General features: G+C 30.4%; 15 protein-coding genes. 12 read left to right on the top strand and 3 right to left on the bottom strand.

The window, feature by feature from the left end; translation table 11 throughout:
* Nucleotides 1–276: 276 nt before the first annotated feature.
* From ACJDT4_RS16830 to ACJDT4_RS16810, 5 genes are all read left to right on the top strand, one after another.
* Nucleotides 277–1041, top strand: a complete 765-nt coding sequence (locus ACJDT4_RS16830; RefSeq protein WP_406788748.1) for an ABC transporter ATP-binding protein — start codon at nt 277–279, stop codon at nt 1039–1041.
* Entirely contained in the window at nt 1028–2947 is a 1920-nt protein-coding gene (locus ACJDT4_RS16825) for an FtsX-like permease family protein (RefSeq protein WP_406788747.1), read from the top strand. Before ACJDT4_RS16830 ends, ACJDT4_RS16825 begins: the two co-directional genes overlap by 14 nt.
* A gap of 158 nt (nt 2948–3105) precedes the next feature.
* Nucleotides 3106–4581, top strand: a complete 1476-nt coding sequence (gene cls, locus ACJDT4_RS16820) for a cardiolipin synthase (protein WP_406788746.1) — start codon at nt 3106–3108, stop codon at nt 4579–4581.
* A 35-nt stretch (nt 4582–4616) separates the two neighbouring features.
* Entirely contained in the window at nt 4617–5384 is a 768-nt protein-coding gene (gene lgt / locus ACJDT4_RS16815) for a prolipoprotein diacylglyceryl transferase (RefSeq protein WP_406788745.1), read from the top strand.
* A 201-nt stretch (nt 5385–5585) separates the two neighbouring features.
* Nucleotides 5586–6194, top strand: coding sequence for an SdpI family protein (locus ACJDT4_RS16810; RefSeq protein WP_406788744.1), 609 nt, complete (start codon nt 5586–5588; stop codon nt 6192–6194).
* A gap of 73 nt (nt 6195–6267) precedes the next feature.
* Here ACJDT4_RS16810 and ACJDT4_RS16805 read toward each other — a convergent pair whose 3' ends face one another.
* From ACJDT4_RS16805 to ACJDT4_RS16795, 3 genes are read right to left on the bottom strand one after another with little or no spacing between them, the layout of a single operon-like run.
* Nucleotides 6268–7467 (bottom strand): MFS transporter, encoded by a 1200-nt coding sequence (locus tag ACJDT4_RS16805; RefSeq protein ID WP_406788743.1) that lies wholly within the window; start codon nt 7465–7467, stop codon nt 6268–6270.
* 41 nt (nt 7468–7508) lie between these two features.
* The gene (locus tag ACJDT4_RS16800; protein ID WP_406788742.1) at nt 7509–7748 is read right to left on the bottom strand and encodes a hypothetical protein; all 240 of its coding nucleotides are present in this window, start codon (nt 7746–7748) and stop codon (nt 7509–7511) included.
* Between the two features lie 33 nt (nt 7749–7781).
* The gene (locus tag ACJDT4_RS16795) at nt 7782–8675 is read right to left on the bottom strand and encodes a hypothetical protein (protein ID WP_406788741.1); all 894 of its coding nucleotides are present in this window, start codon (nt 8673–8675) and stop codon (nt 7782–7784) included.
* A 578-nt stretch (nt 8676–9253) separates the two neighbouring features.
* On the opposite strand from ACJDT4_RS16795, the gene ACJDT4_RS16790 reads away from it, so the two are divergent.
* From ACJDT4_RS16790 to ACJDT4_RS16760, 7 genes are all read left to right on the top strand, one after another.
* Nucleotides 9254–10015 (top strand): N-acetyltransferase, encoded by a 762-nt coding sequence (locus tag ACJDT4_RS16790; protein WP_406788740.1) that lies wholly within the window; start codon nt 9254–9256, stop codon nt 10013–10015.
* A 336-nt stretch (nt 10016–10351) separates the two neighbouring features.
* On the top strand, nt 10352–11299 hold the full coding sequence (locus ACJDT4_RS16785) for a phosphoglycerate dehydrogenase (protein WP_406788739.1): 948 nt from the start codon (nt 10352–10354) through the stop codon (nt 11297–11299).
* A gap of 200 nt (nt 11300–11499) precedes the next feature.
* On the top strand, nt 11500–12147 hold the full coding sequence (locus ACJDT4_RS16780; protein WP_406788738.1) for an amino acid ABC transporter permease: 648 nt from the start codon (nt 11500–11502) through the stop codon (nt 12145–12147).
* Between the two features lie 13 nt (nt 12148–12160).
* Complete coding sequence (locus ACJDT4_RS16775; protein WP_406788737.1) at nt 12161–12925, top strand: amino acid ABC transporter ATP-binding protein; 765 nt, start codon at nt 12161–12163, stop codon at nt 12923–12925.
* 460 nt (nt 12926–13385) lie between these two features.
* A complete protein-coding gene (locus ACJDT4_RS16770; protein ID WP_406788736.1) occupies nt 13386–13904 on the top strand; it encodes a sigma-70 family RNA polymerase sigma factor in 519 nt (172 codons plus the stop codon).
* A 14-nt stretch (nt 13905–13918) separates the two neighbouring features.
* Nucleotides 13919–15898, top strand: a complete 1980-nt coding sequence (locus ACJDT4_RS16765; RefSeq protein WP_406788735.1) for a beta-propeller domain-containing protein — start codon at nt 13919–13921, stop codon at nt 15896–15898.
* Between the two features lie 147 nt (nt 15899–16045).
* Nucleotides 16046–16645, top strand: a complete 600-nt coding sequence (locus tag ACJDT4_RS16760; protein ID WP_406788734.1) for a DJ-1/PfpI family protein — start codon at nt 16046–16048, stop codon at nt 16643–16645.
* Nucleotides 16646–16663 lie beyond the last annotated feature (18 nt).

Genomic DNA, 16663 nt, shown 5'->3' with positions numbered 1-16663 from the left:
AATCTCCAAGTTTATTCTGGAAAACTAAGATGGGGTTTAGAGCACAGAGTACGGAGTACAGTGAAGGATGATTTTTCTCCGTTAACGCTACGAAAAATCTAAAACTTAATGCTGCCACCAATTTACTAAAGTTTTCTCTTTTCCTTACTTAGCAAAGCTGAGCATTATTAGTTATAATCAAAGATTTATCTGAGAAAAGCGAAAGATAAATCATCCTTAACTGTCCATTGTCAACTGGTTTATCTATAGTACCTAATTAAAGAGAGGTTGATTAATATGGCAAAAGTAATTGAAACCATAGATTTGAAAAAGGTTTATGGTGCAAGGGAAAATACCTACACTGCTTTAGATGGAATTGATTTAGAAGTTGAAGAAGGAGAATTTTTAGGAATTATGGGTGCCTCGGGTGCAGGCAAAACAACCCTTTTGAATTTGATTTCAACTATAGATAGTCCTACATCTGGCGAATTTTTCTTTAAGGGAAAGGAAATGCGAAAGATGAAGAACAAGGAACTTGCAAAGTTTAGAAGAGATAATATAGGGTTCATATTTCAGGATTTTAATCTTCTAGATAATATGACAATTGAAGATAATATTGCACTGCCACTTGCATTAAATAAAGTAAATTCAAATGAAATAAGAAAAAAAGTTCGTGAATTGAGCAAATTCTTTGGAATAGAAGGTCAACTTTTAAAGTATCCTTACCAAATTTCAGGAGGACAAAAGCAAAGAGTAGCAACTGCAAGAGCACTTATTACTTCTCCAGCAGTAATATTTGGTGATGAACCTACAGGAGCACTGGATTCAAAGTCTTCTGCGGATCTTTTAAACTGTTTTACAAGAATGAATGAGCAGTTTAAAACCACAATTATTATGGTTACTCATGACGCTTTTGCAGCAAGCTATTGTAGGAGAATATTGTTTATTAAAGATGGTAAAATTTATGCAAGGCTTGATAAAAATAAAGATAGAAAAGAGTTTTTTAAAAGAATATTAGATTTTGTCGCTTCTATGGGAGGTGGCGAAAGTGAACTCTTTTAGTGTTGCATATAAAAATATTAAAAGAAATATAAAGAGTTATGTTTTATATATTATTGCAATGATGTTTTCTGTAATTGTTTATTATAATTTCTTATCTATTAAATATAATAAACAGCTTCTAGAGGTTCAGTCCTTAAATATGTATGTAAAAAGTATCGCTAATGCCGTTATAATTTTACTTCTTTTGTTTTTAGTGTTTTTTATATGGTTTTCTAATTCTCTTTTTTTAAAACAGATGAAAAAGGAAATAGGAATTTATGCTTTTATGGGAATTTCAAACTCAGAAGTAGCATCGATGTTTGCCATAGAGATATTTTTTATAGGAGTTCTTTCTATTGCTTTGGGGCTTTTTTTAGGAGTACTTTTTAGTAAGCTTTTTATGATGCTTTTAGTTAAAGTTTCTATATTAAATGTTAAGATAAAGTTTGATTTGTCTTTTAAAGCTCTTATAGAGGCGGCTGCTACATTTTTAGTTTTATTTATTATTACATCCATAAAAGGATATATAGATGTGGTTAGAAGTAAACTTATAGAGCTTTTTAATGCTTCAAAGAGGGAAGAAGAAGTGCCAAAAGTAAATTATTTTAAAGCTATTTTATCGGTTATTTTAATTGGAACTGCGTATTACTTTATGTACAATGCATATGGGGGAAATTTGGACTTTTATTCTTGTGTACTTATTTCTATTGTAGCTGTAATTGTGGGAACATACTGGCTTTTTAGTTCTTTTTATTTAATGCTCATGAAACATTTTATAAAAAGAAAAAGCATTCTCTACAATGGAGTAAACATAGTAAGCTTTTCTAATATTGCGTTCAAAATTAAAAGTGAGTATAAGGTTTTAGCAACAGTTGCACTTCTTGTGACAGCAGCAATTACAGCTTTTGGAACCTCCTATTCTATAAGATATTTTGTCCAAAGTTCCAATAAAATTCAAAAACCATATACATTTTCTTATATTACAGCTGTGAATGATAATAAAACAAATAAGGAAGTTAGTACTATAATAAATCAGGATAATAGAAAAACGCTTCTTAATCAAAATATAAATTTTATATTGGTAGATAAATTTATTAGAGTTGGTGGTAACAGTAGTAAGGAAAATGAAATTGTTGTAATTAAACTTTCTGATTTAAAAAAAGCTAGCACAAACTTAGGGATTAAGGATGCTAAGGATTTAGAACTTTCTACAAAAGATAGTATACTTATAGATATACCAAATACAATAATATCTCTTGGAAAAAAGCCTAAAGGGTTTGAGATAAATAATATTAATTATACTGTAGATAAAGAAATAAAAACGCCTTTATTTGGCGTTGGGCTTTCAGCATTTACTTTGGTAGTGAAGGATGAGGATTATAATACTATAAAAGATAATTTCAAAGAATATAATTTTAGGGGATTAAGGGTTAGTAAGCCTGAAGATACATTAGCACTTGCAAATAAGCTCACAAAGGTAAAAGGAATATTAGATAAAAGCTTGTATGCACCTTATGCAAAGGCTCAAAAACAAAGTGTTCTTCCACTTACTGGACTTGTTTATTTCTTTGGAGGGTTTTTGTCATTTGTATTTATTATTGCAACAGGAAGTATAATTTGTTTTAAGTTTTTAAGTGAAAGCAATACAGATAAGTACAAGTACGAGATGCTTGGAAAGATTGGAATGACAGAAAGTGAAATTACAAAAGCTGTTTTCAAACAAGTAGGAATATCTTATATATTTCCTTTAGTAGTAGGAATAATTCACAGTTGCTCCGCCATATCCGTGTTAAGTAAAATGCTAAAATATAATATAATATTTCCGGCTGTAATTAGTATTATTATATTTAGTTTAATATATGGATTATTTTTTATTGGTACAACTAGAATTATAGTGAAACATGTACTTTATAATGATAAAGCATAGTTTAAAATTGCGATGTAAGTAGGTTCAAGTACATCGCAATTTTTGTTTTTTGGCATATTATATATAAAGTTAATCAATAAATTACTTAAAATTTTTGCATAGATATGTTAGAATTTGATATATGTGTTTTATACAAAAGGTAGGAAGGAAGTGAGAATATGAAAATTTCGCCCTTTGCGATTACCATAGGAATAATATATTTTATAAATTTTATATCCATTGTTATAACGATTTTTGTAGAAAGAAAAAAGCCGCTAACTGCTACTGTGTGGATTTTTATACTTAGTTTAATTCCTATACTGGGTTTTTTATTGTATTTTGTTTTTGGAAGAAATTTGAGACCTAATCAAAAAAGGATATTTCGTTTAAAAAAGGAGTATGATACTGTATATAATAGCTGGTTAATAGAGGAAAAATATTTACTTAATAATGACGATGAATTATTTAATGATGCAAATATTGCAGAATATAAAGATATTATAGAAATGAATATAAACTCAAATAGAAGCATATATTCTCAGGATAATGAAGTTAGTATTTTTACAAATGGAAAGGATAAATATGAAGCTCTTTTAAAGGACATAGAAAATGCAAAAGAAACTATAAATATTTTATATTTTATTATCAAAAATGATACTATAGGCAGAAAAATGGTAGATTTACTTACCAAGAAGGCTAAACAGGGGGTAGAAGTACGAGTTTTGTATGATCATATTGGAAGCTTTCACACACCTTCTAGGATGTTTGATAAATTGAAAAAGGCTGGAGGAAAGGTGACAAGATTTTTTCCCCTTAGCTTTGGGACCTACTGCAGTATAAATTATAGAAATCATAGAAAGATAGTTGTAATAGATGGAAGCATCGGATATGTAGGAGGCATAAATATTGGTGATGAGTATATGGGCGAGGCGAAGGGAAAATATAAAAAGCTGAGGCCTTGGAGAGATACTCATATTAGAATTGTGGGAACTTCCGTTATGTTTCTTCAGGAAAGGTTTTTGATGGATTGGTATTATGCCACTAAGGATGAAACTGTAAATGAGGATAATAGGTTAAAAAAGTTTTTTCACAATAGAGGCGGTAAAGGTAAAATAGGAGTTCAAATTGTTGCAAGTGGCCCTGATTTAACTGGTGAGCAAATAAAGATGGGTTATATAAAAATGATCAATTCTGCTAAAGATAGAGTATATCTTCAAACTCCATATTTTATACCTGATGATTCATTTTTGGAGGCGCTTAAAATATCGGCTATGTCTGGAGTTGATGTGAGAATGATGCTGCCTTTAACTCCAGATAAAAATTTTGTATATCATGCAACTACATCCTACATTCAGGATTTACTTGATTATGGTATTAAGGTATACTTGTATAAGGGGTTTTTACATTCAAAAATGGTAGCAGTAGATGGAAGGATAGTTTCTCTTGGTACTGCAAATCTTGATATAAGAAGTTTTTCTCTTGATTTTGAGATAAATGCATTTATATACGATACAGAGTTTGCTGAGAAATGTATAAGCATTTTTGAGGATGATATGAAAAAATCGGAAATAGTAACAATGGAAAAGTATAAAGCAAGAGGAACATGGAATAAGACTAAAGAAGGATTTAGCAGACTTTTTTCGCCTTTATTGTAGGAGTTTTTAATTAAATTAGAATAGGAAGTGGAAGTATGAATTCAGTTGCATTTTCAGTTTTTGGGTTTGCTATAAAATGGTATGGAATATTAATATCAACAGGCGTTTTAATAGGTTTTATAGCAGCTTATTTTAATTGTAAATGGAGAGATATTGATTATGATACTATAATAGATATAGCCCTTGTTTCACTTATTGTAGGAATAATTGGTGCCAGATTATATTATGTTATATTTCAGTTTAATACATACAATGGAAACATATTAGAAATGATTAATATAAGAAATGGCGGTCTTGCTATACATGGAGGACTTATATTTGGTATGGGTACTGCATTTATAATGTGTAGACGTAAGAAAGTCAATTTTTTAAAACTTATGGATGTAATTGTACCATCTATAATAATAGCTCAAGCAATGGGAAGATGGGGGAATTTCTTTAACCAAGAAGCTCATGGCGGTCCTGTAAGCGCAAAGTTTATACAGCATTTTCCTAAGTTTATTCAAAAGGGAATGTTTATTGACGGAACCTATTATCACCCTACATTTTTATATGAATCTACATGGAATTTAATTACTTTTATCATATTGCTTGTAGTATTAAGGAAAAGCAAGAAAAATGGTTTGGTGTTCTTTCTTTATGTAGGGTTATATTCATTAGGAAGATTCTTTATAGAAGGACTTAGAACAGATAGCCTAATGCTTGGACCTATTAGAGTAGCACAGCTTGTAAGTGGATTAGGAGTGCTTGCTTGCATTGGGTTTATTATATACTCATATAGGGCTAAAAGCAGCGAAAAATAATTTAAAGTATAAGTAAGACCAACATTGGAGATAATCTGATGCTTGGTCTTTTTATTTTTGTACGGAGTATCATCAGTCCAATGTTTACAAGTTACAATAAAAGTAATATATTATAAATATAGGATGATATTTAAGTTAGAATATAAGTATTATAAGAAACTCATATTATGTAGCTAATCTATAATATAGGAGTTGGTGATTATGGAAAAAGAGACACAAGGTTTTTCTTATTTGTCTATAGTATTTGGTACGATTTTGTCTATTGGATTTTTTGTGTTTATGTATTTCAATAAAAACTTAGATGTTAGTAAAGTGAGTTTGGGAGTTCAAGTTGCAATATTAGTCTTTTTTATAATTTCTAATATATTACTAAATATTATCGTTGATAAGAAAAACTATGGTAGTGAGGTGGAAGTTAGAAGCTTTACTATTTTTCTAAAATGGTTGATGCCAATAATTTATATTTTAATATGTGGTTTTATAAACACTAACAGCAAAGATGTTACAGAGACATCAATTTTTAGTATAATAGGTGCATTATTTATTATTTTGGGGCTAGTACTGCCTAAAATACAGTTTAATAATGCTGGTATTGGAATAAAATTTCCCTGGATATTAAAAGATAAAGAAGCTTGGGATATAACACATAGGAAATCAAGTCCATTTTGGGTTATGGGGGGGATCGTTTCTATTGCATTTGGCTTTTTTCCTAAAACTTTAAATGCAGTTATCGTATATATTATTTTATTTTTTATATGTATTTTAGTATGTCCGCTAATAATATCAATAAGAGCTCACTATTACAAGTAGAGGATACTAAGATATTCTTTTTATTGGTATCCAAGTTTTACATTTATATTCATTATCATTCCAAAAGTTTTTTTCAATGCAAGGAGCTTCTACTTGCTTCATAAACCTTACGATTTTCACTAGCTGGAATACAAATGAATATAAACACACTACTTAAAGTAAACAATCCTAAACCTAAAGCCACAATTCTGTATGAGAAAAATTGTCCTAAATAACCTGCAGCAAGTTGAAAAACAATATCACCAGCAGCAAATACAACATTAAAAAATGCATTGATTCTTGTTCTTATTGATTGTGGCAAGTAGGATTGCACGGCAGCTTCTCTTAAAGTAGCACTAGTTGTTCCAAGTGCTCCACACAAAAATCTATTAATCAGCATTAAAGGATAGGGCATAAAGAGTAAAATTGAATCCATTGAATCGTAAAATATATAAATAAATTTTGTTAAAGAATATCTTTTGCTTGTAGGGATGTCTTTTTTGTATTGAAAAAGTCCTCCAAGTACCCTGCCTAAGGTTTCGGCACTTTTTAAGAAACCAAGCATTGTTACGGTAAGCCAAGGCTGCGTTTGATAAAAGGCCTGAGTTATAACAGAAATACCATCTGATGCTCCGTTAGTAATGCTCATGTAAGTATATATATTTCTTATTCCTTTTTCCTTCTTTAAAAAAGCAAAGCCTTCTTTTATATCTTCTTTATACTGTTTAAAATCATATTTCTCAGCAACTTTTGAATTTGTTTCTGTAATGTTTACTTCAGATATAACAGCAATTAAGGTTAAGGCAGAAACTGCTATAAAGATATATCCAAGTGGAAGACTTTTGTATAGGAAGGCTGCAAATGGTGCCATGATAATTGAAACTGTTGGGTAAATAGTTCCGCTAACGGCATATCCTTTTTGTTCCATTCCAGCTGGAATAAGATCAGGATACCAGGAGGAATAACTTAGGTGATAAAACACAGAAATTGTGCCTACAACTAGAGTGAAAATAACATAGAGAGCGTAATTAAATGGATGACTTAAAACATAAATTCCTGTTAAAAGATATATTGCAGCCATTAAAATATCTAATCTAACAATCCATTTCTTTTTACTTCCCTTATCAATAATTGGTGAAACGGCAATTGAAAAAAGGATGTTTGGAAGCATACCACATACCATTATAATAGCCGATAAAAAAGTAGATTTTGTTTTATCAAAAACAAGTAGGCTGATAGGCAAATCCATTGCTTGACCACCTATAACTGATAATATAGTTGAAACTGTTTTCACTGCTTAATTAAGTATTTTATAACTTTTTAGGAAATTGTACTTTATTTTAGCTCTAGTGCTTTTTTATATTTTCGCTGTTTGCAATAAGCTTCTTTTAAAAGGTCTCGGTAAAATAAGTAATATCCTAAATGTTTGTCGGTTTTTATTGATAACATGAGTTTTTCAAGAAGACTTATAAAATGGCGATTTGATAAGAAGTTTTTGTTCATTTCCATAAGTGTTTCTTCATACATTAGTTTTTCAACTTCAACATCATTTTTATTAAGAAGCCAGTTTTTCATTATTTCAAGAAAATCTTTTGCTTCTTCACTATGTCAACTTCTTATCTTAACAAGTGCTTTTTTATGATTCAAAAGGAAATCACATTCTAATTCCGTTACCTTATTAAGGTATTGCATTGCTAATTCATATTTGCCATTTTGTAAGTATACAGCGCCAATGTTATAATAGGTTCCACTTAATTTTTCCTTCCAGAGTGTATTTTGAAGTAGGTTAATGCACCTTTTGTAAAATTGCAGCATCAAAGGTTCAACATTTAATGCAGCATAAACACATCCCTGCATATCAAAGCATTCAGCTAAAGCCCAGGTATTACCTTCTTCTAAAGCTATAGAAATACATTGGTTAGCACACTCATTTACTTTATCATATTGACCTAAAAGAAAATAAGCTTCCATTACATATAAAAGACTATAGCTGTTTTCCAAAATTCTATAAGATTTTTTATATGACTTTAGCATTTTATTTGCATCCTTAATCTCTAAAGGTTGAATAATATAATACAAGGCAAGTTGATGTTCTGACATTACATCTTGTAATTGAGAGAGAAGTGGAATTACATTTTTATTTTTTTCAAAGCCTTGTATAAGCAACCAGTCAATTGCAAGCGGACTGTAGTTTAATTCTGCACTTGACTCTTTAAGCTCACAAAATATTTTCTTATTATCTAGTCCATAAAATTGATTTTTAAAGTATGTATTAATTAAATTAGCGGCTTTGGTTATAAATTCTTCTTTAAAGCAATATTTTATGTTTAATCGTTCAAATAATTCCTGTAAAATCTTTTCATCAGCTTGCACTAAATTTCGTTCTATTTTACTTAAATAACTTGGAACACAAATTCCAAAGCAAATTTCTTTTTGACCTTTATTTTGTTTTATTCTTTCTAATTTTAATAGCATCCCTGCGTATGGATCTTTAGATTTCATAGCATTTCCTTCCTTCTGAAAAATGAAGTTTGTATATGAAAATTATAACATGAGATGAGAAACTTATAGATAAACAACTTAGAATATTAAAATTAGCTGAATTGTATTTTGGAACATGTTGGTTATATGAAAATATATCAGTTGACAATGGACAGCTGACAGAGGACAGTTAAGGTTGATTTTTTTCCGCTATCGCTTTAAAAAATCTTAAACTTAATGCTTTCGCATGGCTTAAAACATAATATTCAGCGCAGCTGATATTAATAAGTTCTAAGATTTATCTGAGAGAAACGAAAGATAAATCCACATTGCACTACCGTGTGAGTAAAGTAATAATGCTGAAGGAACGATTTAAAAAAATTCTAATAAATCTTAGTTGAAAAATCATAAAATACTTAGATATTTCAATTTGCCTGAGCATTTTTCTAGCGAGTTATTGAAATATCTTAGGATTTTATGATTTTTCAACCTTAGATTTATAGGCTTTTTTTAACGCGACGAAGCATTGTTACTTCACAATATATGTCATACTCCTGTCATATTATATATGCTATTATTAAAAAAATGAGGTGATTAATTTGGAGCTTATTCAGGTTACAGAAAATAATATAGATAAGGAACACATATGTTGTGCCATTGCTGATAAAAGAGGAGAAAATTGCGTTAAACTTAAAAAAGAATGGCTAAAGGAAAGATTTAAAGATGGTCTTATTTTTAAAAAGGCAAATGTAAGGGCAAAGGTTTTTATAGAGTACATACCTAGCGAAAAGGCATGGTATCCAATTAATGCAGATGGATATATGGTTATTGATTGCTTCTGGGTTTCTGGACAATATAAAGGCAAAGGAATAGCAAATATCCTTTTAAATGAATGTATTAAGGATAGTAAGGTTCAAGGTAAAAAGGGAATTGCAGTGCTTTCATCAAAAAAGAAGTTACCATATTTAAGTGATGGAAACTATATGAAATATAAAGGGTTTAAAGTTGCAGATACAGCAAAGCCTTATTATGAACTTTTGTATCTTCCTTTTGAAGAAGGTGCAGAAAAGCCATCATTTAAAACTTGTGCGAAAGAAAGCAAGATTTTAGAAAAGGGCCTTACTATATATTATTCTAATCAATGCCCTTATACAGAAAAATATGTAGAAATAGTAAAAGAGGCGGCCAGTAAATTCGGAGTGGAGCTAGTTGTACACAAACATGAAAGTTTAGAAAGTGCTAAAAATGCACCATCACCCTTTACAACCTACAGCCTTTTCTATAATGGTAAGTTTGTAACACATGAAATATTATCCGAAAGCAAGTTTATTAAGTTTGCTCACAAGTATTTTAGAGAATGATGAAATTTATAATCATACAGATAATATAACTAATTACTGCGTTGGAGAAATTGGGATAAAAATTTAAGTGATTACAAAGATTAGCACTTAAAATTCCGTAGGTACGGAGGAATTTTTTTTTTATGTTCCCAAGCATTGTTATTCCGCTTTATCATAATAAAAAGTTAATCTCTAGAAATGAGGTACCATAAGCTTGTAAATTAATAATATATAAGTAAAGAATAAATCTAATAACCATGTTGAAAAAATAAGCCGTATATGGTAACATATTAATAAAAAACAACACTGATGATTAACAAAGTGGAAATAAGAAAGCTGATTAGCGAGGGATTATATATGAAAATTAAAGCATTATTTACTTATACTTTTGAAAAGGAAAAAATGAATAAGTTAGAGGATCTAGGTTATGAAATAATTAAAGGTAAAGAGAGGGCTTTAGAATATACAGATGAACTAAAAGATGTAGAAATGCTGGTAACTTATAATGCTTTTGAAAGTTTAGATATTGGCAAAATGAAAAATTTAAAATGGATTCAACTTATCAGTGATGGCATTAATCAGGTGCCAAAGGAGAAAGTAGAAGAGGGGAATATTATTCTAACAAATAATAGTGATAGTTACAGTATACCCATAGCAGAATGGATAATATCTGCCATACTTGATATTTTTAAGCAAAGTTATAGTTTCTATAAAAATAAAGAAAAGAAGCTCTGGAAGCTAAATTCTTCACTTAGAGAGCTATATAAAAGTACTGTTGGAATAGTGGGAACAGGTAGCATAGCAGTTGAGACAGCAAAAAGACTTAAAGGCTTTGGAGTAGAAACTTTAGGACTTAATACAAGTGGAAGGCAAGTAGATTATTTTGATAAGTGTTACTCAAATAATGAAATTGAGATTATGCTTAAACAATGTGATGTTGTAATCTGTTTATTACCGCTTACTAAAGGTACTTTTCATTTTATAGGAGAAAAGGAATTTGCAGCTATGAAGGATGGAGTTACTTTTATAAATGCATCAAGAGGAGAGGTAGTTGATGAAGAAAAATTAATTCAGAATATCACAAATAAAAAAATAGCTGCGGCAGCCTTGGATGTATTTGAAAAAGAACCTCTTGATTATGAAAATCCTCTGTGGAGCTTTGATAATGTTATAATAACTCCGCACAATTCATGGGTTTCTCAAAATAAGGACAAGAGGTTGTATGAGCTTATTTATAACAACATGTTGAAATATAAAAGAAGTGAAAAGCTAAACAATATAGTAAGTGTAAAAAAAGGTTATTAATATAAAATTACTATAATAAATATCCAATGCTGGAATCAATTTTTATGCACAAGTAATTGATTAATGGTTAAATTTTATGTATAATTAATTTTAAATGATGTATAAATATTTAATTTTGATTGAATAAAAATGCAATGAACATATATAGATATTAAAGACTTTATAATTTCTATAAGTGGCTGATGGAGGGAGATTTTTTTATGGATTTTGGTTCACTAAACAAGGTGTTACCAGTGCTTTTAAATGGAAGTGTTGTAACTGTTGAACTTACTGTAATAGCAATTATATGTGGATGCATAATTGCACTTATAATTGCTATATTAAAGATTTCATCTAATAAGGTGTTAAACTATATAGGTGCTTTTTATACCTGGATATTTAGAGGAACACCACTTTTGCTTCAACTCTATGTGTTTTATTATGGACTTCCATCTTTAGGAATTCAAATTACATCTATACAAGCTGCAATACTTGGACTTAGTTTGAATTCGGGAGCATATGTTGCGGAGATAATAAGAAGTGGTATTTTAGCTATAGATAAGGGACAATTTGAAGCTTCAAGGGCACTTGGTTTTACCTATTTTCAAACTATGAAAAAGATAATTTTACCGCAGGCCTTTAGAGTAATAATTCCACCAATGGGAAATGAGTTTATTGCCCTAATTAAAGATACTTCTTTAGTTTCAGTAATAACAATGGAAGAGCTTTTAAGAAAGGCACAGCTCTTTGTATCAGCTTCTGGTGATGCGGTTACTCCATATGTTATGACAGGTGTTTTTTATCTTATAATGACGACTGTATTTACTTTCTTGTTCTCACGTGTAGAAAAGAAACTATCAGTTTATTAAGGGGAGGATTAGTATGTTAATGGCAGAAGCTAGTGAAATGGCTAGTACGTTAATGATAGAAGCTAAAGGTTTAACTAAGAAATTTGGCAAGCTTACGGTTTTTGAAAATTTGAATATTAATGTTAACAAGGGAGAGGTTCTTGTAATAATAGGACCTTCTGGTTCAGGAAAGAGTACTTTTTTAAGGTGTTTAAATCATCTTGAAGTTCCAGAAGAAGGTGAAGTTACAATAGAAGGCCAAACCTTGGATTTAAAGAATAAAAAAGAATATAGAGAGATAATAGAGAAAACTGGAATGGTTTTTCAAGGCTTTAATCTATTTCCACATATGACGGTTATACAAAACGTTATGGCAGCACCTATTACTGTAAAAAAAGAAAATAGTGCAGTAGTAAGAGAAAGAGCAGAAAAGCTTATTGCAAAGGTTGGATTAAGTGATAAGCTTGATGTCTATCCTTCAAAGCTTTCTGGTGGACAAAAGCAGAGAGTTGCTATTGCAAGAGCACTTTGCATGGAACCAGATATAATGCTGTTTGATGAGCCTACATCTGCTCTTGACCCAGAGCTTGTTGGAGAGGTTTTAGGAGTAATGAAGGGACTTGCAGAAGAGGGCATGACAATGGTTGTTGTTACTCACGAAATGGGCTTTGCAAGAGAAGTTGCTGATAGAGTAATATTTATGGATGGCGGAAAAATAGTAGAGGAAGCCACTCCAGAAGAAATTTTCACAAATCCTAGGGAAGATAGAACTAGAGCATTTTTAGATAAAATTTTATAGAAAACCGATGTAAAAAAACAAGCACTATGAGGGGATGGTGCTTGTTTTTTTTGTGCTATAAAAATAATGCAAACTTTAAAGAAGAGTAGAGTGAAGGAATGAAAAGATTATAAATATCTAGTTCTAGAAGGATAATGGACTTTGTCCAAACCTTGTATATGTTGATCTTCCTCTCGTCAGATAAATCTAAATTATATAAAAAAACGTAGAATGATGTTCAGCTGACTGAATGAATATAATATGGTATTATCTTGAAATGGCGTCAGCAATAAGTTTTAGATTTTCTGCCAAAGCAGAAAATTATCATTCACTCTACACTCTACTTCTTACTCTCTACTCTTGTATTTTGTTCTCATTATTTCGGATTATAATTAAATTAATGTTATTTCTCCTTTGTGTGAAACCAAAACATAAGTATCTTAGTCTAATGTTTAGAATGAATTTAAAGGAAGTGAAAAATTTGGGTGAGGAAGAGGTTATTACTCTTGCAAAGTCAGGGGACAAAGAAGCCTTTGCAAAGCTTATGTATGAAAGAAAAGATGTACTTTACAAAACAGCATACATATACGTAAAAAATAAAGAAGATGCACTTGATATAGTAAGTGAAACTGTGTATAGATCTTACGCTTCAATTAAGAAGCTAAAAAATCCACAGTTCTTTAATACTTATCTTACAAGAATACTCATTAATTGTGCTGTTGATATGCTAAAGAAGAAAAAAATATTTGTAAACGGCAGTGAAAATGTGCTTTTAAACAAAGCGGTAAAAGATGAAGATATTGAAGGAAATATAGATTTATATAGAGCTGTAGATTTACTAAATGATAAGTATAGAACTGTGATAGTACTTAAATATTTTAGGGACATGACCTTTGAAGATATTTCAGAGGTAATGAAGTGTCCAATTGGTACGGTTAAGACTTATCTACACAGAGCATTAAAGACACTTAGAATAAATATGGATTGTCCAGAGAAGTAAAGGAGGAAAGTAGCTTGAGCGATTTAGATAAGATAAAGAAGTTTAAAAATGATATAGATAATATAGAAGTTCCGACTGAAATAGATTTTGCTATAGAAAAAGGGCTAAAAAAGAAAGAAAAAAAGGATAAAATAAAAATGCTAAGTGTTTATTTTATGGCTGCTGCTGTTATATTATTAATTTTTAAAATTCCATTTATAGAAACACATATACAAAACTTTTGGATTCAAAAAAGTGCAAAAGTAGATTCGAGAGGTATTGCAGCTGTAGGATCATACAAAAATTTGAAAAGTATACTAGAAAATTATAAGAGTAACACTATGGATGGTTCCTCAATGAAGGGGGGAGAAATAGGTTCAGCAGATGTTGCTGTGAAAAATTCTGGAAGCAAAACAAGTGAAAGCACACCTCATTCAGCTACAAATGTGCAGGTAAATGGGGTTGATGAACCTGATATGGTTAAAAATGATGATAAGTTTATTTATACTTTAAGTACTAGAAGTGGCAAAGTTATGATAGTAAGGGCATATCCAGCTCAATCTATGAAAATAGAATCAAGCATATCCCTAGATAAGAATTTTCATGCTAGTAATATGTTTTTAAAGGATAACTTTTTAATAGTGTTTGGTCAATATTATGAAAGTTCGCCTAATTATGATGCTATGAAAGAGCATTGGTATGCAGGGGAAAAATCTAAGGTTATAGTTTATGACATAGGTAATAAAGAAGAACCAAAGCTTGCTAAAAGCTTAATTGTAGGTGGCCGATATAATGATTCAAGACTTATAGGAGATAAAGTTTATGTAATATCAAATCAAAGTATAAATATAGATTTTAAAAATGCAAGTGATGAAGAACGTGCTCCGTTTTATATAGACAGCAGTTTAAAAGGAAAAGCTAAAGAGGTAGATTACAAACATATAGTATATAACCCTAAAGATGTATATCCAAATTATATAAATATTTCGAGTATAGATCTTTCAAATATAAACAGTGAAGCTAAGGTTACATCAGTATTAGGAAATGGAAGCAATATTTATTGTAGTGACAAAAACATGTATATTGCATCTGAAAATGCTGAAAACAAGACTATACTGTATAAATTTCAGCTTTTTAATTCTAAGGTAGAGCTGAAAAATAAAACTGAAATTGATGGCAATATATTAAATCAATTTTCTATGGATGAATATAATAACTATTTTAGAATAGCAGTAACTAATAATTCATATGGTTTTACAAATAGCAATATGTCAAGCGGAATATATATATTTGATAACAATTTGAAATTGATTTCTAAAGTTTGCAATATAGCTGTAGGTGAAAAAATATATTCTGTAAGATTTATGGGCAATAGAGCGTATATGGTTACTTTTAAACAGACTGATCCCCTTTTTGCTTTAGATTTGTCAGATCCAAAGAAACCTAAGATTACAGGGAAACTTGAAATGCCTGGCTTTAGTACTTATTTGCAGCCGTATGATGAAAATCATATTATAGGGTTTGGTAGAAATTCAACGGATGTTTCTGAAAATGGACTTACACTGGCAAAACCGGGAAATATGAAATTTGCTATGTTTGATGTAACGGATATGTCTAAACCAAAGCAAATGTATAATGTGAGCTTAGACAATTTAATAACGCAGCAATCTTTGCAGGAGGGCAATTCAGATTTAAAATCAACTTATGATGCTGATATTAGTATCGAGTCGGACGTCTTGTATAATCATAAAGCACTTCTGTTTGATAAGGATAAAGGTATTATGGCATTTCCAATTGCAATAAGCACCAGTCAGGGGCAAAAATGTTTTATATATGTATATAAGGTTGATTTAAAAAATGGATTTAAGCTAGCATATAAAGGAGAATCAGATGAAGATGGAAATACATCTTTTAGAGCAATTTATATAGGGAATACCTTGTATACTATATTTGATTCTAAAATGGTTGCAGTGGACATGAACTCGTTTAAAGATATAGGGGAGCTTAAGTTTTAGAAAAAGTTTGAGTATAGTGGTATAATAGGATAAAAATATAGAGTACAGAGGACAAAGTACAGAGTACAGTGAAGGACGATTTTCTTCAATTTCATTCACTGTACTCTGTCAATTGTACTTTGTCCTCTGCATTAAGGTGGTGCTTTCATGGATATAAATATTTTGCTGTTTTCTGATTTTGAAACACTAGATGTGTTTGGACCAGTAGAAGTACTTGGAAGGCTTGAAGGGTACAAGCTTCGTTATTTTTCCGTAAATGGTGGAACTGTTATAAGTAGGCAAGGTACAGAGGTTATAACTGAAAAATTAGAGGAGGCTGATTTTTCGGGTATATTGTTAGTTCCAGGTGGACAAGGCACACGGTCTTTAGTTAACGATAATGTTTTTATAGAAAGACTTAAGGAAGTTGCAGTTAAATCAACGTATTGTCTCACTGTATGTACTGGTTCCGCACTGCTAGCTAAAACAAATCTTTTAAATGATAAAAAGGCAACTTCAAATAAAAGAGCTTTTGAGTGGGTAAAATCTTTGAATACTAATGTTAACTGGCAGCCATGCGCTAGATGGGTAGTTGACGGTAAATTTTATACTTCTTCTGGTGTATCTGCTGGAATAGATATGGCTTTAGGCTTTGTAGCTGATAGAATTGGAGAGGGAAAGGCAAAAGAGATTGCACACTCCATTGAATATGTTTGGAATTTGGATAGGGATAATGATTTATTCGCTAAACTGGAAGTTGTGAAGTAATATACACATATTGGAGTT

This window comes from Clostridium neuense, assembly GCF_045310695.1.
Classification (GTDB): Bacteria; Bacillota; Clostridia; order Clostridiales; family Clostridiaceae; genus Clostridium_S; species Clostridium_S neuense.
This window is presented reverse-complemented; position numbering and strand designations above follow the sequence as displayed.